The sequence below is a fragment of the Chryseobacterium sp. PMSZPI genome (genome assembly GCF_002835665.1).
GTDB lineage: Bacteria > Bacteroidota > Bacteroidia > Flavobacteriales > Weeksellaceae > Chryseobacterium.
Window position 1 is genome coordinate 23731 of the sequence record NZ_PIZV01000039.1, and the last position, 22598, is coordinate 46328.

At 35.3% G+C, this 22598-nt stretch carries 19 protein-coding genes and 1 tRNA gene; all 20 read left to right on the forward strand.

Annotated elements, in window-relative coordinates:
* Position 1 precedes the first annotated feature (1 nt).
* Positions 2–1366 (forward strand): ATP-binding protein, encoded by a 1365-nt coding sequence (locus CW752_RS08515; protein WP_101239308.1) that lies wholly within the window; start codon positions 2–4, stop codon positions 1364–1366.
* A 225-nt stretch (positions 1367–1591) separates the two neighbouring features.
* Positions 1592–2839: a TolC family protein gene (locus CW752_RS08520; RefSeq protein ID WP_185117600.1), complete on the forward strand. Its 1248-nt coding sequence runs from the start codon at positions 1592–1594 to the stop codon at positions 2837–2839.
* Between the two features lie 4 nt (positions 2840–2843).
* Complete coding sequence (locus CW752_RS08525) at positions 2844–3929, forward strand: efflux RND transporter periplasmic adaptor subunit (protein ID WP_101239309.1); 1086 nt, start codon at positions 2844–2846, stop codon at positions 3927–3929.
* 21 nt (positions 3930–3950) lie between these two features.
* The gene (locus tag CW752_RS08530) at positions 3951–7049 is read left to right on the forward strand and encodes an efflux RND transporter permease subunit (RefSeq protein WP_101239310.1); all 3099 of its coding nucleotides are present in this window, start codon (positions 3951–3953) and stop codon (positions 7047–7049) included.
* 254 nt (positions 7050–7303) lie between these two features.
* Positions 7304–8491 (forward strand): elongation factor Tu, encoded by a 1188-nt coding sequence (tuf, locus tag CW752_RS08540; RefSeq protein ID WP_101239312.1) that lies wholly within the window; start codon positions 7304–7306, stop codon positions 8489–8491.
* Positions 8492–8550: 59 nt separating this feature from the next.
* Positions 8551–8621 (forward strand) — tRNA-Trp (locus tag CW752_RS08545).
* Positions 8622–8633: 12 nt separating this feature from the next.
* Positions 8634–8840: a preprotein translocase subunit SecE gene (gene secE, locus CW752_RS08550; protein ID WP_047493559.1), complete on the forward strand. Its 207-nt coding sequence runs from the start codon at positions 8634–8636 to the stop codon at positions 8838–8840.
* Positions 8841–8859: 19 nt separating this feature from the next.
* Entirely contained in the window at positions 8860–9402 is a 543-nt protein-coding gene (gene nusG, locus CW752_RS08555) for a transcription termination/antitermination protein NusG (RefSeq protein ID WP_002976412.1), read from the forward strand.
* Between the two features lie 492 nt (positions 9403–9894).
* Positions 9895–10512, forward strand: a complete 618-nt coding sequence (locus tag CW752_RS08560; protein WP_101239313.1) for a hypothetical protein — start codon at positions 9895–9897, stop codon at positions 10510–10512.
* 16 nt (positions 10513–10528) lie between these two features.
* Entirely contained in the window at positions 10529–11176 is a 648-nt protein-coding gene (locus tag CW752_RS08565) for a hypothetical protein (RefSeq protein ID WP_101239314.1), read from the forward strand.
* Between the two features lie 7 nt (positions 11177–11183).
* The gene (locus tag CW752_RS08570; RefSeq protein WP_101239315.1) at positions 11184–11852 is read left to right on the forward strand and encodes a hypothetical protein; all 669 of its coding nucleotides are present in this window, start codon (positions 11184–11186) and stop codon (positions 11850–11852) included.
* 168 nt (positions 11853–12020) lie between these two features.
* Positions 12021–13580: a tetratricopeptide repeat protein gene (locus CW752_RS08575; RefSeq protein WP_101239316.1), complete on the forward strand. Its 1560-nt coding sequence runs from the start codon at positions 12021–12023 to the stop codon at positions 13578–13580.
* A gap of 144 nt (positions 13581–13724) precedes the next feature.
* Positions 13725–15356 carry a T9SS type A sorting domain-containing protein gene (locus tag CW752_RS08580; RefSeq protein WP_185117601.1) on the forward strand — a complete coding sequence of 544 codons (1632 nt, stop codon included), beginning with the start codon at positions 13725–13727 and terminating at the stop codon, positions 15354–15356.
* Positions 15357–15655: 299 nt separating this feature from the next.
* The gene (rplK, locus tag CW752_RS08585; RefSeq protein WP_047099700.1) at positions 15656–16102 is read left to right on the forward strand and encodes a 50S ribosomal protein L11; all 447 of its coding nucleotides are present in this window, start codon (positions 15656–15658) and stop codon (positions 16100–16102) included.
* A 14-nt stretch (positions 16103–16116) separates the two neighbouring features.
* A complete protein-coding gene (gene rplA, locus CW752_RS08590) occupies positions 16117–16809 on the forward strand; it encodes a 50S ribosomal protein L1 (RefSeq protein WP_002976422.1) in 693 nt (230 codons plus the stop codon).
* Positions 16810–16827: 18 nt separating this feature from the next.
* Complete coding sequence (gene rplJ, locus CW752_RS08595; protein WP_101239318.1) at positions 16828–17415, forward strand: 50S ribosomal protein L10; 588 nt, start codon at positions 16828–16830, stop codon at positions 17413–17415.
* A 46-nt stretch (positions 17416–17461) separates the two neighbouring features.
* Positions 17462–17830 (forward strand): 50S ribosomal protein L7/L12, encoded by a 369-nt coding sequence (gene rplL / locus CW752_RS08600; RefSeq protein ID WP_101239319.1) that lies wholly within the window; start codon positions 17462–17464, stop codon positions 17828–17830.
* 246 nt (positions 17831–18076) lie between these two features.
* Positions 18077–18586: a hypothetical protein gene (locus tag CW752_RS08605; protein ID WP_133121669.1), complete on the forward strand. Its 510-nt coding sequence runs from the start codon at positions 18077–18079 to the stop codon at positions 18584–18586.
* Positions 18587–18699: 113 nt separating this feature from the next.
* Positions 18700–19830 (forward strand): hypothetical protein, encoded by a 1131-nt coding sequence (locus tag CW752_RS08610; RefSeq protein WP_101239321.1) that lies wholly within the window; start codon positions 18700–18702, stop codon positions 19828–19830.
* 36 nt (positions 19831–19866) lie between these two features.
* A complete protein-coding gene (locus CW752_RS08615; RefSeq protein ID WP_101239322.1) occupies positions 19867–22455 on the forward strand; it encodes a T9SS type A sorting domain-containing protein in 2589 nt (862 codons plus the stop codon).
* The last annotated feature ends 143 nt before the right edge of the window (positions 22456–22598 follow it).

Below are 22598 nucleotides of genomic sequence, written 5' to 3' on the forward strand. Positions count from 1 at the left end.
AATGTCTTTAAAAAGAAAGATTGCTTTAACGATCAGTATTGCCTTTTCATTGCTCTTTGGAATGGTGATGGCGGTTATTTATCTATCTTTTAATGATTTTAGGCGAGAAGAATTCAAAGAAAGGTTTAGACAAAGACTCGAATTTACTACTCATTTCATCTCAAAATCAAAGGACTTTGAAGAAGAAGCACCTGTTTTTTTTAATGAAAATTCAGATAACATTCTTTTGAATGAGAAGATTTTAATTTTCAATGCAAAAAAAGAACTTATTTATAGTACCATTAAAGATCGGAACGTTACATGGGATAGCGTAATGCTTAAAGAGTTGGACAAGAAAAAAATTATCTATACCGAAAAAACGGTTCCGGAAGTTTATGCAGCACTGCGTCACATCAATGGAGAAGATTATTATATTCTTACCAGTGCTTTCGATACCAATGGAAAATCAAAATTGGTTTATCTTAAGTATCTTTTAATCCTATCTTATGTAATGAGTACCCTTCTTATTGGATTTTTTAGCTATTATTTTGTGGAAAAATTTCTTCGTCCACTGGAAGATCTGAATAAAGAAATTTCTGAAGTTACAGCTCATAAATTAACCACGCAAATTCCCGTTCAGCATTCAAATGATGAAGTGGGTGTTCTGGCCAACTCTTTTAATACCATGATTGCCCGATTGAATGATGTATTTCAGTCTCAGAAAGATTTTACGGCAAGTGCTTCGCATGAAATCCGTACTCCTATCACAAGAATGTCTTTTCAGCTGGAGAATCTGATCAAATTTGAAGAACACTCTCCTAAGACATTATCTTCTCTGCAACAAATTCAACGCGATATTTATCAGTTGTCGGATTTAACCAATTCATTATTACTGCTTACCAAATTTGATAAAGAAAATATTCAGAGTATTTATGAAGAGGTAAGGATTGATGAAGTTATTTTTGAAGCTTTTGAAGCGGTGGAAAAAAGCTATCCGGATCTTAAGCTTGATTTTTTAATTACCGAAGAAACGTCCGAAAATGCATTGCTCACCATAAAAGGGATTCAGTCATTATTAGTTATCGTTTTTATTAATCTGTTTAAAAATGCAGCGTTGTATTCAGACAATACAGAAGTGAACGTTCTGATCACAGAAATCAATGATTGTCTTACTGTAGATGTAATTTCTCATGGGAATGTCATACCGGAAAAAGAACAGCTTAAATTATTTGAAGCTTTTACAAGAGGGGATAACTCCCAAAATATATCAGGATCAGGGCTCGGTCTAAGAATTGTAAAAAGAATTCTTGAATACCATGATGCAGAAGTAGTTTATTCTTCTCCCGCCGACTCTCTGAATAAATTCAGTGTATTTTTCAAAAAATAATCCTATTAATATTCTTCATTTGCTCCAAATTGCCTGAGTTTTTGGGAGAAATTTGGCTTAAATTTTATATGAAAATTCAAATAATGGAGAAAAACTTTTCTATTAAAACTTAATTTAATTGAGCTGTAACCTTAGTATTTAAGGAGATTTTAATTTTTTTTTAAGGATACTTTAAGTTTCTTTTAATCACATCAAAGCAATTTTGTAATTTAAAAAGAAAAAATAATGAACAGAATTGCAGTGCTGTGCCTGGCCATTTCCTCATTCGCGGCGGCACAACAGCAAATGTCTCTTCTGGAATGTGAAGAAGCTTTCCAGAAGAACAATCTTCAGCTGCTTGCTGCGCAGTATAATATCAGCGAGGCAGAAGCAGATATTATTCAGGCAAAAATATGGGATCTTCCTAATCTGTCTGTAGAGCTGAATGCTTTAGACCCTGAAAATAATAAAGTCTTTCATATAGGAGGTACTGGAGCAAAAGAATTTGGTGTCGATCAGCTTTTGGTATTGGGTGGTAAAAGAAAAAATGAAATAGCTTTTGCCAAATCCAACAAAGAGATTGCGGAACTACAGTTTAAAGGACTCGTTATAGACTTAAGAGCACAATTGAGAAATACTTTTTACAGTGTTATTTTTGATGAAAAAAAACAAGAAAATATTGATCTGCAGCTTAAATATATTACCAATCTTCTTAATGCCTACGAAAACCAGAATAAAAAAGGTAATGTCTCACTGAAAGATGTAGTGAGGCTTCAATCGTTGGTGATAGGATTACAAAGTGATAAGACAGAAATTAGCAATGCCATTATTCAACAAAAAGAAACTTTGAAGCTTCTTACCGGAAGCCAGACGGATATAGAGCCTGTTATTTCGGATGAAGAACTGGAACAATTATTCAATAGGCAACCTTTGATTGAGCTTAAAGACCTGCAACAAAAAGCATTGGCAAATAACACCAATTATCTTACTTTCATTAAAATAACAGAAAGCAATCAGCTTAATCTTAAGTGGCAGAAATCTCTCAATATACCGGATTTAACAGTAGGAGCCCGGTATACTCAGCGAGGTGCCGCTTTTGATAATCAAGTGGCTGTTTCTTTCGGAATACCTATCCCATTATGGAAGAAAAATAAAGGAAATGAAATGAAAGCAGGATATCAGATTGAAGAAAGTAAAAAAGATGAAGAAAGACAAAAGGAAGAGCTACTATCTCAAATCAATACTACTTTTAAAACATGGAATAACCAGTATCAGCAATATTATACGCTGAAGCCGCATGATTTTAAAAATATGGATCTTGTGTTCAATGGTATTGTAACTAATTTTCAAAGGGGAAATGTAAGTCTTATTGATTTCACCGACTTTATGGAAAGTTACAAACAAAGCGTTCTACACATTTATGATATGAAAAAGCAAATTATGCTTTCGGCAGAACAACTTAATCAACTAGTACAAACGAAAATCTTCTATTAAAACAATGAAAAAATATATTATTCCCATATTAATAGGTCTATCATTAATGGCCTGCTCCAAAAAAGAGGTGGAAAAACCCAATCAGGCTAAAAAAGGTTTTGAACTTAGCAATACCATGCTGAAGTCTATTTCTATGGCAAAGGTTGAAAAAAAGAATATTGAAAATGAATATAGTTTTTACGGAAAGATTTCAGCAGATAAAAACAGCTATATTGATGTCTATCCACTGGTAGGAGGGAATGTAATGAGCGTAAATGTCGAACTGGGTGATTATGTAAGAAAAGGTCAGGTTCTGGCAACAATTAGAAGTACAGAACTCGCAGAAATCCAAAAAGACGTAAGCGATGCGAAAACAGATTTGGTAGTAGCCAAAAACAATTTACGGGTTGCCAAAGAACTATACGAAGGAAAATTAAATACGGAAAGAGACGTACTTGAAGCGAAAAGCCAATTGCAAAAGGCACAAGATCAATTGCAGAGAGCTACTGCGGTAAGTACGGTTTATAATGTGAATAAAGGAAATATTTATAGTGTTGTAGCACCAATCAGCGGATATATTGTTCAGAAAAGTATCAATAAAGACATGCAGTTGAGAAGCGACAGAAGTGATAATATTTTCGATGTTGCTAACACAACCAATGTATGGGCGATTATGAATGTTAACGAATCTGATATTGATAAAATTAATCTGGGAATGAAAGCTCAGGTTTCTACCCTTTCTTATCCGGATAAGGTTTTTGATGGCAGAATTGATAAAATATTTAAAATTATTGATCCGCAAACAAATGCTATGCAGGCAAGAGTGGTTCTGGATAACGCCAATGGATTATTGATCCCGGATAGTAAAGCCACCATAAAAGTATCCAGTGTGGAAGACAGTACAATGTTGACTGTTCCCTCCAAAGCTGTAATCTTTGATGATAACAAAAGTTTTGTAGTCGTTTTTAAATCAAGAACGGATGTGAAGATTAAAGAAATAAAAGTATTGAAGCAGGTAGGTGATATTACTTATATCGCTGATGGTCTTTCCGAAGGGGAGGAAGTGATTACGAATAATCAGCTGCTGATCTATCGTTCCCTGAACAGCTAACCTAATATTTCTTAATCTATCATGAATAAATTCATTAAAAATATAATTGCTTTCTCATTAAAAAATAAAGCATTTACCTTTATTTGGGTAACGATTCTGGCGGTCTCCGGTTTTATCAGTTTCAAAAATATGCCTATTGAAGCTTTTCCGGATGTTACCAACACTCAGATTGTGATCATTACCCAGTGGAATGGACGTAGCGCAGAAGAAGTAGAACGTTTTGTAACTACTCCTATCGAATTGGCGATGAGTCCGGTCCAGAAAAAAACGAGTGTAAGAAGTACCACTATGTTTGGACTATCTATCGTTAAAATTCTGTTTGATGACGGGGTAGATGATACTTTTGCCAGAAATCAGGTCAATAACCAATTAAGAACTATAAATCTTCCTGATGGGGTAGATCCTGAAGTACAGCCTCCTTACGGACCTACCGGAGAGATTTTCAGATATACTCTGGAAAGTAAAACAAAAGACTCCCGAAAGCTTCTTACTTTGCAAACCTGGGTGATTGATCGTGCTTTAAGAGGAGTTCCGGGAGTAGCAGACATCAACGTTTTCGGAGGGCAAGACAAAGTTTTCGAGTTAAGTATTGATCCGAGAGCATTAGATAAATATAATCTGACACCGCTTCAGGTATACGATGCTGTCACCAAAAGTAACCTTAACGTAGGAGGTGACGTCATCGAGAAAAACGGGCAGGCCTACGTAGTAAGAGGAATTGGTTTAGTGAAATCTATTACAGATATTGGAAATATCACCATTCAGAATGATAATGGAAATCCTGTTTTAGTAAAAAATGTAGCAGAAGTTCATGAAAGCTCTATGCCTAGAGTAGGGCAGGCTGCTTTAAATCATCATGATGACTCTGTAGAAGGAATTGTGGTGATGAGAAAAGGGGAAAATCCAAGAGAAGTTCTGGTCGGCGTAAAAGCGAAGATTAAAGAGTTAAACGAAAAGATTCTTCCGAAAGATGTAAAGATGGTAACTTTCTATGATCGTGATAATCTAATGGATTTTACCACACGTACCGTAATGCATAATTTGATTGAAGGGATTATACTGGTAACGGTAATCGTTTTGATTTTTATGGCCGATTGGAGAACAACATTAATTGTTTCTATTATCATCCCGTTATCCTTGTTATTTGCGTTTTTATGTTTAAAACTTGCGGGAATGAGTGCCAATTTGCTCTCATTGGGAGCTGTAGACTTTGGGATTATTATCGATGGAGCCGTCGTCATGGTGGAGGGACTCTTTGTAATGCTGGATCATAAAGCCCATAAATATGGAATGGAGAAATTTAATAAGCTTGCAAAAGGAGGTTGGATAAAGCAAACCGGAACCGGTTTAGGAAAAGCGATCTTCTTTTCAAAATTGATTATTATCACTTCCCTGATCCCAATTTTCTCATTCCAGAAGGTAGAAGGAAAAATGTTTTCACCTCTGGCATTTACTTTAGGGTTCGCATTGATGGGAGCTTTGATTTTCACATTAACTTTAGTTCCGGTACTCTCACATCTTCTTTTAAATAAAAATGTAAAAGAAAAGAATAATCCATTCGTGAATTTTTGGGACAGGATTGTATTAAAAGGCTTTAATATTACTTACAAAAATAAAAAGATGAGTATGATTGTGGCTATTTCATTTCTTGCCCTGACATTGTTCTCCGGGAAATTTCTTGGAACGGAATTCCTACCACAACTTAACGAAGGCTCACTTTGGATTACTGCAGAAATGCCGATGAGCTCGTCATTAAAAGAATCATTGAAGACAGCAGATCTTTTAAAGAAAGACATTATGAGTTTTTCTGAGGTAACTGATGTTTTAGCACAAACAGGACGAAGTAATGATGGTACGGATCCGAACGGATTCGGATTTGTACAGTTTGCGGTAAACCTTAAGCCCAGGGAAGAATGGAAACGTAAAATTACGTATGAAGAATTAATTAATGAAATTGATAAAAAATTAAGAAGTTACCAAGGAATTACTTTCAACTATTCCCAGCCGATTTCAGATAATGTGGCAGAAGCTGTTGCTGGATTTAAAGCTGAGAATGGAATTAAAATTTATGGTGATAATCTCGAAACTCTGGATAAATTGGCGCATGAAGTGTTAACAAAAATCAAAGATGTAGACGGAGTGAAAGATCCGGGAATTATTAAAAATATCGGTCAGCCGGAAGTAAGTGTGGTTCTCGATAGAGATAAAATGGCAGCTTACGGAGTAATGCCCGCAGATGCTCAGGCTGTATTGGAAATGGCTTTCGGAGGAAAAACAGCTTCAGAAATGTTTGATGGAGAAAGAAAATTCCCAATCCGTCTTCGTTATTCCCAAGAGTACAGAATGGATGAGAACGATATTGCTTCTTTGATGGTGCCTACACAAGACGGGGCAAAGATTCCTTTAAAAGAGATCAGTAATATTGTTAAAGATAATGGTGCTGCGTTTATTTATAGGGATAATATCAAAAGATATATAGGAGTGAAGTTTTCCATTCGGGATAGAGATTTAGGAGGGACAATTGCTGATGCACAGAAAAGAGTAGCGGAAATTGAACTTCCGGATGGGTATTCCGTAGGATGGACAGGTCAGTTTGAAAACCAACAACGTGCTTCTCATAGACTCGCTCAGGTGGTGCCGGTAAGTATTCTGATGATTTTCTTCTTATTATTTGTCCTGTTTGGAAATATGAAGGATTCTCTTCTGGTATTGGCTAACGTTCCTTTTGCTTTAATTGGAGGAATTATAGCTTTACATGTTACCGGAATCAATTTTGGGATCTCTGCAGGGGTAGGAATGATTGCCCTTCTGGGAATCTGTATACAAAATGGAGTGATACTTATTACAGAGTTTCATCAGAATGTAAAAGATGGGATGGATATAGATGCCGCTATCCTCAATGGAGTGAAATCCAGAACAAGACCCGTGATCATGACAGCCCTTATGGCGTCTATCGGGTTGATGCCGGCTGCTTTATCCACAGGTATCGGGTCGGAATCCCAAAAACCTTTGGCAATTGTAATTATTGGAGGACTTATTACAGCAACTGTACTTACATTGCTTATTTTCCCAATTATTTTCTGGATCTTTAATAGAAGAAAAAGACTTCGCCAAGCGTAATTATTCTTTCATTTATATCATAACGAAGCCTGGAATATTCTGTATTTCAGGCTTTTTCATAAAAGGTTTCAGAAAGTTTTTTTCAATCAGGAAAATTATGTAAATTTGCAGTCTCAATACGTTGAAATATAAGGTTTGTCCTTCACTGGATGATAATATTGAAAGTTTTTTTAATAAAAAGTTTTTGGTATTTAAAAATTCATTATATTTGCACACCGAAAATTTGAAAAACAATAAATAAATAATTTTAAATCATGGCAAAGGAAACGTTTAATCGTAACAAACCACACTTGAACATTGGTACTATTGGTCACGTTGACCATGGTAAAACTACACTTACTGCAGCTATCAGTAGTGTATTAGCTAACAAGGGTCTTGCTGAGAAGAAAGATTTCTCTTCTATTGACTCTGCTCCAGAAGAAAAAGAAAGAGGTATCACTATTAATACAGCTCACATCGAGTACGAAACTGAAAACAGACACTATGCACACGTTGACTGTCCAGGTCACGCCGACTATGTTAAGAACATGGTAACTGGTGCTGCTCAGATGGATGGAGCGATCTTAGTATGTGCTGCAACTGATGGACCAATGCCTCAAACTAGAGAGCACATCCTACTTTGCCGTCAGGTAAACGTGCCAAGAATCGTTGTTTTCATGAACAAAGTTGACATGGTGGATGATGCTGAGCTTTTAGAGCTAGTTGAACTTGAACTTAGAGATTTATTATCTACTTACGAATATGACGGAGATAACTCTCCAGTAATCCAAGGATCTGCTCTTGGTGCTCTTAACGGAGACGAGAAGTGGGTTAAAACTGTTGAAGAATTAATGGAAGCAGTTGATACTTGGATCGAACAACCTGTTAGAGATCAGGATAAGCCATTCTTGATGCCAATCGAAGACGTATTCTCTATTACAGGTAGAGGTACTGTAGCAACTGGTAGAATCGAGGCTGGTGTTATCAACACTGGTGATCCAGTAGATATCGTAGGTATGGGTGATGAAAAATTAACTTCTACAATTACAGGGGTTGAGATGTTCAGAAAAATCCTAGATAGAGGTGAAGCTGGTGATAACGTAGGTCTATTGTTGAGAGGTATTGAAAAAACTGACATCAAGAGAGGTATGGTTATCGCTAAGAAAGATTCAGTTAAGCCACACAAAAAATTCAAAGCTGAGGTTTATATCCTTTCTAAAGAAGAAGGTGGACGTCACACTCCATTCCACAACAAATACCGTCCTCAGTTCTACGTAAGAACTACTGACGTTACAGGTGAGATCTTCTTACCAGAAGGTGTAGAAATGGTAATGCCTGGTGATAACTTAACAATCACTGTAGAATTGTTACAACCAATCGCTCTTAACGAGGGTCTTAGATTCGCGATCAGAGAAGGAGGTAGAACAGTTGGTGCAGGTCAGGTTACTGAAATCATCGAGTAATTATCTTAAAAATAAAAAAAGCTTCCGTAAGGAATCTCTTTACGGAGCTTTTTTAATCTACGGGCATCGTCCAATGGTAGGATACCGGTCTCCAAAACCGTTGATCAGGGTTCGAATCCTTGTGCCCGTGCAAATATAAATTATGAGTTCATTTGTTGATTTTTTAAAAGGTTCTTATAACGAATTCAGACATAAAGTTGAATGGCCAAAGTGGGCTGACCTTCAGTCATCTACTATTGTAGTGACTATTGCGACAGTGATTTTGGCATTATTTACCTTTGGAGTTGATGAATTGTTTTCTAAAGCAATCAGCAACATCATCGGAATACTAATCAACTTGTTCAATTAATTAAAAAGTATTTTCCATAATGAGCGAATTGAAATGGTATGTGCTGAAAGCTATCAGCGGACAGGAAAATAAAGTGAAAAACTATATTGAGACAGAAATCAAACGTCTGGGGTTTGAGCAATATGTTACTCAAGTGGTTATTCCTATGGAAAAGGTTATTCAAATTAGAAACGGTAAAAAAGTTCCTAAAGAAAGACCTTACTATCCTGGCTACTTGATGATTGAAGCTGACCTGATGGGAGAGATTCCTCACGTTATCAAAAATATTCCGGGAGTTATTTCTTTCTTAAGTTTAACGAAAGGAGGTGATCCTGTTCCGATGAGAAAATCAGAAGTGAACAGAATGCTTGGAAGAATGGATGAGCTTTCAGAATTTGCAAGCGACGTTGAGATTCCATATGTAGTAGGTGAAAACGTTAAAGTAATCGATGGACCTTTCAACGGATTCAATGGTACAGTTGAGAAGATTCTTGAAGATAAAAAGAAAATTGAAGTTTCAGTTCTTATCTTCGGTAGAAAAACTCCAATGGAACTTAGCTACATGCAAGTAGAAAAAGTATAATACATTACTTATAAAAATATAAAGACTGCTGTTTAGGCAGTCTTTTTTATTTCCCTATTTTCAGCCTCTAAAATAAATATCTTACGGATATATTTCAATTTTCACTAGATAAAAATATGGGCGATATTCTTTTTCCCTATCGTTTGAGTTTTAATTAATTTTTGAAAACAGTTTTATTATATTTATTTTTATAAATCCTTGTTTCATTGCTTCTATATAGCACTTTACTGAAGTGCAATTATCACTATTGTGTGGATAAAGACTGTATTTGTTTGTTTTTAAATGCTTTCTGTTATATAATTTACTTCTTGTGGCATGTTTATTGTAATTTATCAATTGAGTAATCCATAAAACTTTATATTTTTCTTATTTAACGCATTTTCTTCAAGAGTGCGGATATTTTATGTGTTTAAGCGTAAAAATGTATGTAAGAATTATATTAGGAATTAGGAATATTTATAAACACAAACTTTAAAATAAACACATAACCCAATGACAAAAATTATTTCGATGATTCTTTTGGTGGGAGGAGTATGCCTAAATGCACAAGTTGGAATTAATACTACAACCCCTGAAAAAGAACTCTCCGTAAATGGTACAATGAAAACGTCTGGAATGGTTTTCAAGAAACCAATGGAAAAGCTAGGTGCTGATGAGAATTATACTTTCATTATTAAATCTCCGGCCCCAGAGAATAAAATTACGGCATACAACGATTCTTTCGTTCCTAATTCGCCGGCTCCGATTAATCTTGTTCAATTCAAGGTCACCTGTGATCCTACAGATAAAGATTGGGTTAATCAATTTGATACTAAAATCAATTCAAATAAGTTTCTTGTTGTGATTTCCTCTTTTGGATTTACTCAGCCAACCAGAACTTATTCTGCAGACTGGCTAACACCGGTACCTCAGATTTTTGCCTATTCTTCAGGGGGAACCTGGAAACTAAAAGCGGATTACCAAGGGTTTTCTCCGGATTCTTCTTTTCCTACAGGAGTATGGACGCTTAACCTGTTGGTATTTGACCGGTCATATGCTAAAGATTTTAATTCTACCCAAAGTCTTGGAACTTCTACCACAGGTGCGGCTGCAGCTCCATTAATTCAATAAAAAACACAATTACTATATGAAAAAAATTATTGCGATCTGCCTGATGGCTTTTGCTTCTTTAGGCATTAAAGCTCAGGTGGGTATTAATACAAATACACCTAAAGGAACCTTAGATGTAGAAGGGGAGACTTTAGTGGAGTCCTATTTAATAGATACTGAAAATACAAAGGCAAGCGGAAATTATCTTCTTCTTACCCGTTCAAAAGATACTTCACCTGTAGGTAAAGTAAAGCTGTTGGATATATCGCTCCGTAATGTGGCGCCCGTAAATATGTATAATGTTGTATTGAGAAATGTGAATCAGGATGAAGTGGTAAATCTCAATACAGGATTAGATGCTGATAAATATGTAGTGGCAATTACAGGTGCAGTTTTTACAGGGGCGGTTTCAGCGGCAAATATGACAACAACGCCTAAATCTTTTGGCTCTTATTCTACCGAAGTTACTCAGATAACAAGAGCAGGGAAAAAATACCATGCGATCAATTTAAGTTTTAAAGGAGCAGGAACTGTTTCATCACAAAACGGAACATGGACGCTCACATTGAATGTTTTTGAAAAATCATTAGTAAAAGATTGGGGAACTTTCAATGGTTCTGTATCAGCATCCGCTTCACCGGCTTACTCAGGAGTTTCAACCAATACGCCTTTAGGGCTTCAATAAACACAATATGAAAAGAAAAATTTATATCACTATAATCATGTGTCTGGGATTATTTTTGAATGCCCAGAAAGGAAAAGTAGGAATCAATACAGCAAATCCTACTGAAACACTTGATGTAAACGGGAAAACGTATACAAATGCTTTGTATCTTAGAAATCCGGGAGAACCTACAATGACGGGAGGTAGTTTTTTGGCAACTTCTCAGAATGCTATGCAATTGTATGATCCGACATTAGAAAGCAGTGGACTGTTTAATTATCTTAAACTAACCCTTACAGGTATATCCGGTACCGGAATTGCAGATTATGATACAAAAATAGATGCTAATAATTTCCTTGTAGTGCTTCACAACTATTCTTTTAAATTGAATGATGGAAGTACGAATGTTATGTTAGATTATGGAGATAATGGAGTGAATGACAACAAACAGGGATCTCCTGATGTCGCAGCATTCAAAAGTAATGGAACCTGGCATATAAAAGCAAGATTTACAGACAGTAGGATTATAGCAGCTACTTCGGCAAATCCTACGAGAACTTATAATAATTTTACGGTAGATCTTTACTTGATGGCTTATAAAAGATTGATTACAAAACAAAATATTAATGATATCAATGCCGATCTGGGAGGAACTGATGGCTCTGCGCAGACAATTAACAAACCATCGGGTTTTTAAAAATACTCTTTAATTATAAAAGAGAAAAGAGGACATTTACAATAAATGTCCTCTTTTTTGATTCATTATTGATGATATTGTAAATATTTTGCTGCTTTGTTGTATTGGGGTTGTATTCTGTGTTGTTTTTTCAAATGATTTTATAATTTTATATTGAATTATAACTTTATGGAAAAATTTTTACTTTTTATATCATGGTTGTTGTTTACTACTACTTTCTGTTTTGGACAGAATAAAAAGGAATATGAACAATATATGAATATGGCTAATGAGCTGAAGTTTAAAGATTGGAAAAAAGCAGAACTTAATATACAGGAAGCTCGGAAGAAAGTTTCAGATAAAGATTTGGGTGATTTTTATATAGATGCAGCTAAAATATACAGCGATGTAAACTATTTTGATTTGGCCCTGGATTATTCTGCTAAAGCTCATCATTTGTTTGTGGACAAAGACGAAGAAAAAACGGCTAAGGTAGATGGAGTTTTCGCTTATGTCTATTCACAGCTTAATGATACGAAAAGAGCTATTGCTTATTATAAGAAACTTTTACGTTTTTATCAAAAGCAAAGAAAAGAGGAGGAAACCGTAAAATCATTGAATAATCTCGGAAACGCTTATCTCGTACTTTCAAAACTGGATTCGTCACGCTATTATTTCGAGAAAGGATTGGCAACCTTTGAAACATATGAGAACCCTGTTTTAAAAGCTTTTGTATTTTCAAATTTTGGAAAGCTCAGTTTTATCGAAGGTAATGCTTCAAAAGCAGAGAACTATCTGGTAAAAGCAAAAGATATTTTAAAACAAAATAATATTGAGGATAATAAATCCAATTATCAGGTTAATAATAATCTGGCTAATTTTTATATTGAAACACAAAACCCGGAAAAAGCATTGCTCTACGCCAGAAACCTTAAAGACTATGTGGTTCCTAACGCTATCAGTTTTGATAATACTAATTATTTGAGGACTTTATATAAAGCATATCAACTTAATAAAGACTATAAACTTTCTACTGAAACTTTTAAAAAATATGATTCAATACGAGAGTTGTTGAATGTTGAGGAAAAAGCGGTAAACGTGGAAAGAGTCAAAGTGCAACATGATTATGAATTGCAAAAAAGGTTGTATAAAATAGAACAAAGCAGAAAGAATACACTTTATATTGTAATGGTGATTGTTCTTTTGTTAGTTATTATCATTTGTATTTTATGGCTAATCAATTTCAGAAATAAAACAGAGAAACTTCGTCTTGAGAAAAAGCTTATTGAAAACAGAGAAAAACAATTGGAAATAGACAATCAAATGAAAGAGAAAATGCTTGTCTATAAATCTATGGAGCAATCCAAGATTGAAGAAATTTTTAAGTCCATTCTTGAACAAATAAATGTTTTGAAATCTAAACTCGGGCATCATGAAATGAATGAGGTTTCAAAAATTATTAATGAGATTAAGTTGAATACCAAGAACGACTCGTGGGGAGATTTTGAATATCACTTCCTGAATATTCATGAATCGTTTTATGAAAGTTTAGATACTAGACATCCCGGGCTGACAAATTATGATAAAAGGCTTGCGGCCATGCTGAAGTTAAAACTATCAACAAAAGAAATATCCAATCTATTGAATGTAACCCCTAAAACAATAGAAAATTCCAGAACCAGATTGAGGAAGAAAATGAATTTAACCAATACTAAGGAAGATTTGGCTCATTATTTAAATGATTTATAATTTATTGTATATCATTAGTTTAATTTAAAGTGTGTGGAAAAAGTGTGGTGGATTTTATAAGGTAGGTGGTAATTGTGTGGGCTATTTTGAATATGATTGATGAGCATTGTATTCCTTTGTTTCATACTTAAAAACAATACCACTATGAGAAAATTACTTACTCTTTTTATTATTTCATTGATGAGTTTCTTAGGAAAAGCACAATGGAATCCTGTACTGAATGAAAATCTTATGATAACCAATCCGGGAGGAGCCTCTTTCTCGGCAACTACAAATGATGGGAAAACTTATATAGGATATTGGAAAAGTGTACCGGCTCCAACAAACTTTGAATTATGGCTTCAGATTCTGGATCAAAACGGAAATAAGATTCTGCCTGGGAATGGAACTATGATTAGCAATCAGATTCCAATGGGAACCTATACTGTTTTTGAAAAAACAGCAGTAGACTCATCGAATAATCTTTACATTGGCGTTACCGGAACAGCATCAGGAACGCCGGGATATGTTTTTAAAATCACACCACAAGGGACTTCAGTCTGGCCAAATGGGATTAGTTTAGGAGAAGCTTATCTTCCAACGATTCTTCCATTGTCTAATGGTAGTCTCTTAGTCGCATATTGGCCCTCAAGTCAAAAATACACTAAGGTGCAAATGTTTGATGCTACAGGCCAGCCGGTATGGTCGACGCCGGTTCAGATTATGTCTGACGATATTACTAAAAATACAATTCCTTCTGATCTTTTTGAATTATCTAACAGTAATGCATGTGAAATCATTTTTCATAAGCAACCGTCTTTTGGTACAACCAGCTATTTGTTTGCTCAAAAAATTAATTTGAAAAATGGAAGTACTGTCTGGAACGCTCCTGTACAGATTGCTTCTAAAACCACAGCATATAATGCAAAATATCAGGGCGTAGTGGATGGAGAAGTGGTTTATTATGGATATAGTAGTGGACAAGGGGGAAGATTTGATGGATATCTTCAGAGAATCAACGCGGACGGGACTCTTCCTTGGGGAATAGGCGGCGTTGATTTTGATACCAACCAGACTTATTTCGAAAAAGATATGAAAATAGCTTTTAGTCCGGGGTCTCCTTATATATGGTCTATTTCTAATTATAGCTCTTCTTCACAAGGGCAGAATGGGGAGTTTGTACAGAAATTTGATAAAAATACAGGAAGCCGCCTTCTGACAGATCATGGTAAGCAAGTATTTCCGATCGATGATATTTCAATGTTTCACTATAGCGATATGTACCTTGTGAATGATAGCCCATTCTTTGTGGTACAGAAAAAAGAAGGAACATCTCCTCTTACTGTTTCATTAAATGCTGTATTGTTAAATAGTAATGGTGATTTTGCATGGCCACAAAATTATCTTCCGGTTGCGACTTTTGTAGCGTCTAAATCATATGCTAATGTGTTAAAACCAATCAATGGGCAGAGTGTTGTTGTCTTTCAGGAAAAGAAAGCAATGGACAATGCCTCTACTATATATGCACAGAATCTGATTTTACCTAATAATATGTTGGCTACTCACGAAACTCCGGGAAAAAATTTTTCAATTAAAATTTATCCAAATCCGGCAACAGATGTAATCCATATTGATGGTGTGAGAGACCAGGAGTTTTATATTTATAATGCTGCAGGCCAATTTGTAAAAACTGGAACAATGACGCAAGGTAAAATAGAAGTGAGAGAATTGATAAAAGGGCAATATATTTTAAAGCTAAAAGAAAAAGAAGAAGGAGTGAAATTTATCAAAAAATAACTGAGGTGAACATAGAAAGTAAAAGTGAAGTAAAGATAGAGGAGAGCAATATTGGCTCTTCTTTATTTTTTAATGGCTCAGAATAAAGAAACATGAAGATCAAAAATATGATACTTCTGATAAAAAAATACAAATACAAAAATTAAACTTTTTAAAAATCAGCAATATCCGTTTGCTATTTCAAAAATATTTTATACTTTTGCAGTCCAAAAAGTAGGTTTATCATAGGTGAGTACGATAACCTACTGAATAATAAATGCTTCCAAACTCATTAATTATTCAAATTTAAAAAACAAACAATGGCTAAGAAAGTCTTTAAAATGGTAAAGCTTCAGGTGAAAGGTGGCGCAGCTAACCCTTCTCCACCAGTAGGTCCAGCATTGGGTTCTGCAGGTGTGAACATCATGGAGTTTTGTAAGCAATTTAACGGAAGAACCCAAGATAAGCCAGGGCAAGTTTTACCTGTAGTAATTACAGTATACGAAGACAAATCTTTTGAATTCGTTATTAAAACTCCACCTGCAGCGATCCAATTAATGGATGCAGCTAAAATCAAGGGAGGTTCTGGTGAACCAAACAGAAACAAAGTAGGTTCTGTAACTTGGGAACAAGTAAAGAAAATCGCTGAAGATAAAATGGCGGATCTTAACTGTTTTACAATGGATTCTGCTGTTTCTATGGTAGCAGGTACTGCTAGATCTATGGGATTAAGAGTAACAGGAACTAAACCAACTTTTAACGCTTAATACTTAAAGAAGAAATGGCAAAATTAACTAAAAAGCAAAAGGAAGCTTTAAGCAAAGTAGAAAAAGGAAGAATCTATAACCTTGAAGAAGGTTCAGCTCTTGTAAAAGAAGTGAACACTACAAAGTTTGATGCTTCAGTAGATATCGCTGTAAGATTAGGTGTAGACCCAAGAAAAGCAAACCAAATGGTAAGAGGTGTTGTATCTCTTCCTCACGGTACTGGTAAAGATGTTAAAGTTTTGGCTTTAGTAACTCCAGATAAAGAAGCAGAAGCTAAAGCTGCTGGTGCTGACTATGTAGGTCTTGACGAATATTTACAAAAAATCAAAGAAGGTTGGACAGATGTTGACGTTATCGTTACTATGCCAGCTGTAATGGGTAAATTAGGTCCATTAGGTAGAGTATTAGGTCCAAGAGGTCTAATGCCAAACCCTAAATCAGGAACTGTAACTATGGAAATTGGTAAAGCAGTAACTGAAGTAAAGGCAGGTAAAATTGATTTCAAAGTAGATAAGTATGGTATCATCCATGCTGGTATCGGTAAAGTATCTTTCGATGCTGCTAAGATCAAAGAAAATGCTCAGGAATTAATCCAGACATTGATCAAAATGAAACCAACTGCTGCTAAAGGAACTTATGTGAAGTCTATCTATTTGTCTTCTACAATGAGCCCGGGTATTGCAATCGATACTAAATCTGTTAACTAATATTAAATCCTTAAGACAATGACAAAAGACCAAAAAGTTGTAGCGATACAAGAGATCAAAGATTTGCTTCAGGATGCAAAAGTAGTATACGTAGCAGATCTAGAAGGTTTGAACGCTGCTAAATCTTCTGATTTCAGAAGACAAGCTTTCAAGCAAAATATCAAAGTAAAAGTAGTAAAAAATACACTTTTACAAAAAGCAATGGAGCAAATCGAAGGAGTAGATTACTCTGAGATGTTTGTATCTTTCAAAGGAAACTCAGCTTTAATGATTTCTGAGACAGCAAACGCTCCTGCAAAATTAATCCAAGGATTCAGAAAGAAAGAAGAAAAGCCAGCTTTGAAGTCTGCTTTTGTTCAAGAAACTTTCTATGTTGGTGACAACAACCTAGACATGTTGGCTAACATCAAGTCTAGAGAAGAAATGATCGGTGAAATCATCGGATTACTTCAGTCTCCAATCCAGAGAGTTGTTTCTGCTCTTCAAAACAAACCTGAAACTGTAGAAGCTAAAGCTGAAGAAGCTGCTCCTGTAGTAGAAGAAACTCCTGCTGCTGAAGCTCCAGAAGCTGCTGCAGATAGCACTGAAGAAACAAGTGCTGAATAATTACACTCAAAAAATTAAATAAATAATCAACAAAAACATTACAACAATGTCAGATTTAAAAAATTTAGCTGAAACGCTAGTAAACCTAACTGTAAAAGACGTAAACGAATTAGCTGCTATCCTTAAGGATGAGTACGGAATTGAGCCAGCTGCTGCTGCTGTAGTAGTTGCAGGTGGAGCTGCAGGTGATGCTGCTGAAGAAAAGACTGAATTCGATGTAATTCTTAAGTCTGCAGGTGCTTCTAAATTAGCTATCGTTAAATTAGTAAAAGATTTAACTGGTGCTGGTCTTAAAGAAGCTAAAGATATCGTAGACGGTGCTCCAGCTCCAATCAAAACTGGTGTATCTAAAGACGAAGCTGAAGCTCTTAAGAAGCAATTAGAAGAAGCTGGTGCTGAAGTAGAATTGAAATAATTTCAATTTTATTATACATATAAGAGCCCGGGCATTTGCCCGGGCTTTTTTTATTGTAAATAATTATAAATCTTATGTTTAATAGATAAATGTATTAGAATATTATTGCATTTATTTTGTAAATATTTTTTTATTATTGATTATTTTTTTTATTTGACTGTATTTTATTAAATTTTATCTATTGTTTTGTTGTTTTTAGTATATTTTTATCTGTAAAATATTGTTTTAATTAAAATATTATTATATTTGTATGAAAGAACACAACACAATTTGGATAGAAATTATTTTCTTTCTTACAACCATAGCATAGTTTTTCTGCTATCATTATTGGCTGTAGGATTAAGCACTAGGTTTGTATTTGAGGCAATGAATAAGCTTGAATTATCTTATTGCGTCGATATACATACTCATGACCTGGATCACTCTTTACTAGATTCTACATCCAAGGTCTCAAATAATAAAAAAAATTGCATCGGATTGGATATTCATCACCACCATGATAGGTTAAGATGTATATTAGATAGCGAATTTTCTCAAAATAATTCTCCTGCAATTGAGGATATTGATTTTTTTCTAACTTCTTTAAAAGATATAAGGTCTGCCATCCTTTGGGAAAAGTGGATGTATCTTCCATTGAATAATAAGGACGAAATTGTTTATTGGAAAGAGAATGGAAAAATTAATATCAATTCTTATAGTCTTATTGATGGCTTTAAGTTTATCATTAAAATTCCTGATAAACTAGAGAACTTCTAGTATATTTCTTTGATTTTTTACTTTACTAGTTTCATTGATTTTATCGATGGAAAACAAGAGAAATGTCCATTTTCTAAACACACACACAAAAAAAACAACAAATATCATTACAAATGAAAAACAAATTATTCGCAATCTCACTTTTATCGGTGAGTGTATCAATCTATGCACAGGTTGGGATCAATATTTCACAACCTAATGCTAGTCTGGATGTAGTAGGCTTCCCATCAGACAATACCAAACTTGATGGGGTTATTGCACCAAGGCTTACGGGAATACAATTAAAAGCTAAAAATTATACGACGGCTCAAACCGGAGCAATAGTATATGTGACGGCAGCAGAAACAGCTCCTGCCGGACAAACTGTAGATGTTATAACACCTGGTTACTATTATTTTGATGGTATGAAATGGGGAAATTTAAATGCAGACTGGCGTACAGTAGGGAATAGTGGTACAGTAGCTACATCGTCAGCATTAGGAACAGATATTTCCAGCGGAAACTATTTGGGGACAAGTGATGGGCAGAACCTGGTATTGGCTACCCAAAAAAATGTAAAAGGCATACTTGATGTAAACGGAACACTACAAGGTGGGAATTCCAATAATACAACGGGGTCTTATGCTGCTTTTGCTTGGGGATCAAATAACACAGTGAATGCAATATCATCAAATGTTGCTATCGGAAGAAATAATACAGCCACGGCAAATGCCGCTAATTTTCCGGCTGTAGCCATTGGAGCTAATAACTCAGCAACCAATGGAGCGAAAATTATCGGAAATTCTAATACTGCAACAGGAGCTAACCACCTTGTATTTGGAAATTTAAATACTATTACGGGTATAACAGGCCTTACCTTAGGAAATAACCATACAAATAAAGGAGGAATTGCTATTGGTAGTGGTAATACCGTAGAGGTAAATAGTATTGCACTGGGATCGGCAAGTTCAGCCATAGGGGGGCAGTCTATGGTGATTGGTTTTACAGGATCATCAGGGGCCGGCCAATCGGTATACGCTAATAAATCACACGCTTTTTTTAACATATCGAACGGAACAGATACCATTGTAGGAATTAATATGATCCCTACAGCCGATACTGCAACAGGAGCGGCTCTTCAACTGAAAGGTATTGCAACATCGGGAACAGCCTGTTCGAGTAAAGAAGAAGGAGCGATTCGCTATAATTCTACAGCTAAAGTACATGAAGGCTGTAATGGAACCTCCTGGAGAGCTTTATATTAACTCAAACATAAACACAAACCAATAAAAATAAAAAAAATGACCAAAAAATTATTCGAGAAATTAGGCGCAGTCCTTATGACATTAATTTTGTCTGCTGTGGTATTTGCCCAACAAGGGTATGAGCCTATCCGTGGGATGGGAGTAGAAGCAAAACCGGTAAATAATTCCGGAATCTGCTTAGCATGTTATAGCGGAAGTATGAATCCGGTGGTGGACGCCAACCTGGATAATAGTGTAAGTATGGGGAACTTTGCTTCCCTTGTGAGTGGGAACGGGATATCGGTTAAAAACAATAATACATCTTATCCGGCCGGATATATTACCGGGTTTAATGTAGATCTTGGAACAAGTATTATTACGATTGATCTTTTAAGTTCTCTAAGAATCAGTACTTATAAAAATGGTGCTCTTCAGGAAACTACTACAAGCAGTTCATTACTTTCAGTGCCTGCATTTGGAGGGAACAAAAACAGAATATTCTTACATTTTAAAACATCAAAGGAATTTGATGAAGTAAGACTATATCAAACGAATGTTCTTTCCGTGTTCAGTGCTATGAATGTGTATTATGCATTTGCTTTTGATCCAACCAAAGTGCCTACTGAAAAGAATGGTATTTGTGATGACATCATTGCAGGAAGTGGAGTAGATGGGAATGTGTCTGGAGAAAGCAGTTTCCTTGCGCCGCTTTCCTATGTTCAAAATAAAGAAAATATCGGAGACGGAAATAAAAATTCTTTCGGGAAAATTGTTCTTCCAATAGGAGTATTGGGATCTTATTCAGTAGGTGTTCTTGATAAAAACCAAATATATCCTGCAGGAAACAGAGCCGGATTTGTAATTGAACCGGATGATCAGGGGAAATTGATAAGTGCAGAATTTTTAAAGAATCTTACTATCGAAACTTATCTATTTGGAGAAAAACAGGAATCTAAACAATTGTCAGACGGAGGAGGATTAATTAATATTAAACTTTTGAGCTATGGATCAGGAAAACAAAAAGTTTCATTCACAACAACTAAACCTTTTAACGAGATTAGATTAAAAGTAACTCAGACGGTAGGGTTCAATTTAGGAGCTCTTAAAGTATATTATGCTTTTGAAGAGCCTGTATCTTGTGATTGTGATGATAAGATTCAAACAAGTGGTTCTTCAATTCCCGGAAATGTTGTGAATGGATTTGGATGGACACAGTCGGGATTAGGGTTTTTATCTCCAAGGTTGGACAATCCGGGAGCAGTAGTAGATACAGACCCTTCCAATTATGCAAAGCTGACTTTTCCATTATTGGGAACTTTCCTTTTCTCAGCAAGCTTAACAGTAGGAGCTAATAATACTCTGCCGGCTAATACAGTGGCAGGATATACGGTTGAAAAAACTGGTGGGCTTATAGGAGTAAGCATTCTGGATGCTGTTGTCGTTCAATTCTACAATGGAAATACTTTAACAGATACCTTTACTTCAGGAAGCCTTGTTACAGGAAACTTTTTTACCAATGGGTCTAATAAATTCTATATAGGAGGTAGAGCGACCAAACCTTTTAACAGGATTAAGATTACTTTCAGCTCTTTGCTTTCAGTCAATTTAGCTCAGGGATATAATATCTATAATGCATTTGCAAGTAAAGATGATGATAACGACGGAGTTCCAAATTGCTTTGATCGTTGTCCTGGAGGAGATGACAGCATTGATAATAATGGTAATGGTATTCCTGATTGTGCGGAAGGATGTACAGTAGTAAATGATAAATCTCCGGCATTGGATACGGATGGAGATGGTATTGTAGATGCTTGTGATCTAGACTCTGATAATGATGGTATTCCGGATTCTATAGAAGATTTTGATAAAAATGGAAAATTCGAAGATGATGATGCAGAAGGAGATGTATTGGTTACACCAGTGCTAGGTGATGGTATTCCGAACTACCGTGATCTTGATTCTGATAACGATGGAATTCTGGATTTGTTTGAATCAGGTATCCCGACATCAGTAATTAACCAAATTGATGCTGATCATAATGGTATTATTGATAGTGGCGTTGCAGTAGGGAAAAATGGTCTGGCAGATATATTGGAAACATATCCGGATTCTGGGGTATTAAAATATTCTATTAGAAATACGGATGGAGATAATATTCCTGATTTCCTTGATATCACTTCCAATGGTTCAGATCCTGATTTATATCAGATAGGAAAAGCTAATTTAGATACCTTGGGAGGAGGATTTATCTCTACAATCGATGATAAAGACAAAGATGGCATCCAGGCTGTTGTAGATACGGATCTTGTGAGGAGAGGGGCGCCAAATTCACCACTTTCTCCTTATGCTTCATTGTTAAAAAATGCACTTACAAGCTCCGCAAAACTTGCTGGAACTTCTGAAATAACGGACGTGGCTAATGATGTTAAAGTGTATCCGAACCCTGTAAAAGCAGGTGAAAAACTTATGATAACATCGCCGGAAGAGGGTATTTATACTTTATTCTCGGCGGAAGGAAAAGTCGTTAAGACGGATAAGTTCACTATCCATGAAGGGGTTGATACATCTTCATTACCTACGGGAATTTATATCATTAAAATTGAAACTAAATCAACGGTAAAATCTTATAAAGTTATTGTGAAATAACAATAAGAGATTTTATGTTAATAGGGAGGCTGCTCGTTATCGGGCAGCTTTTTTATTTTTAATGATTGTCTCGTCCTAATATAGCGTTACACAAAAAAAAGTAATGTTATGGAATCATTTAAAAATCAGTATGTAAAACGGAG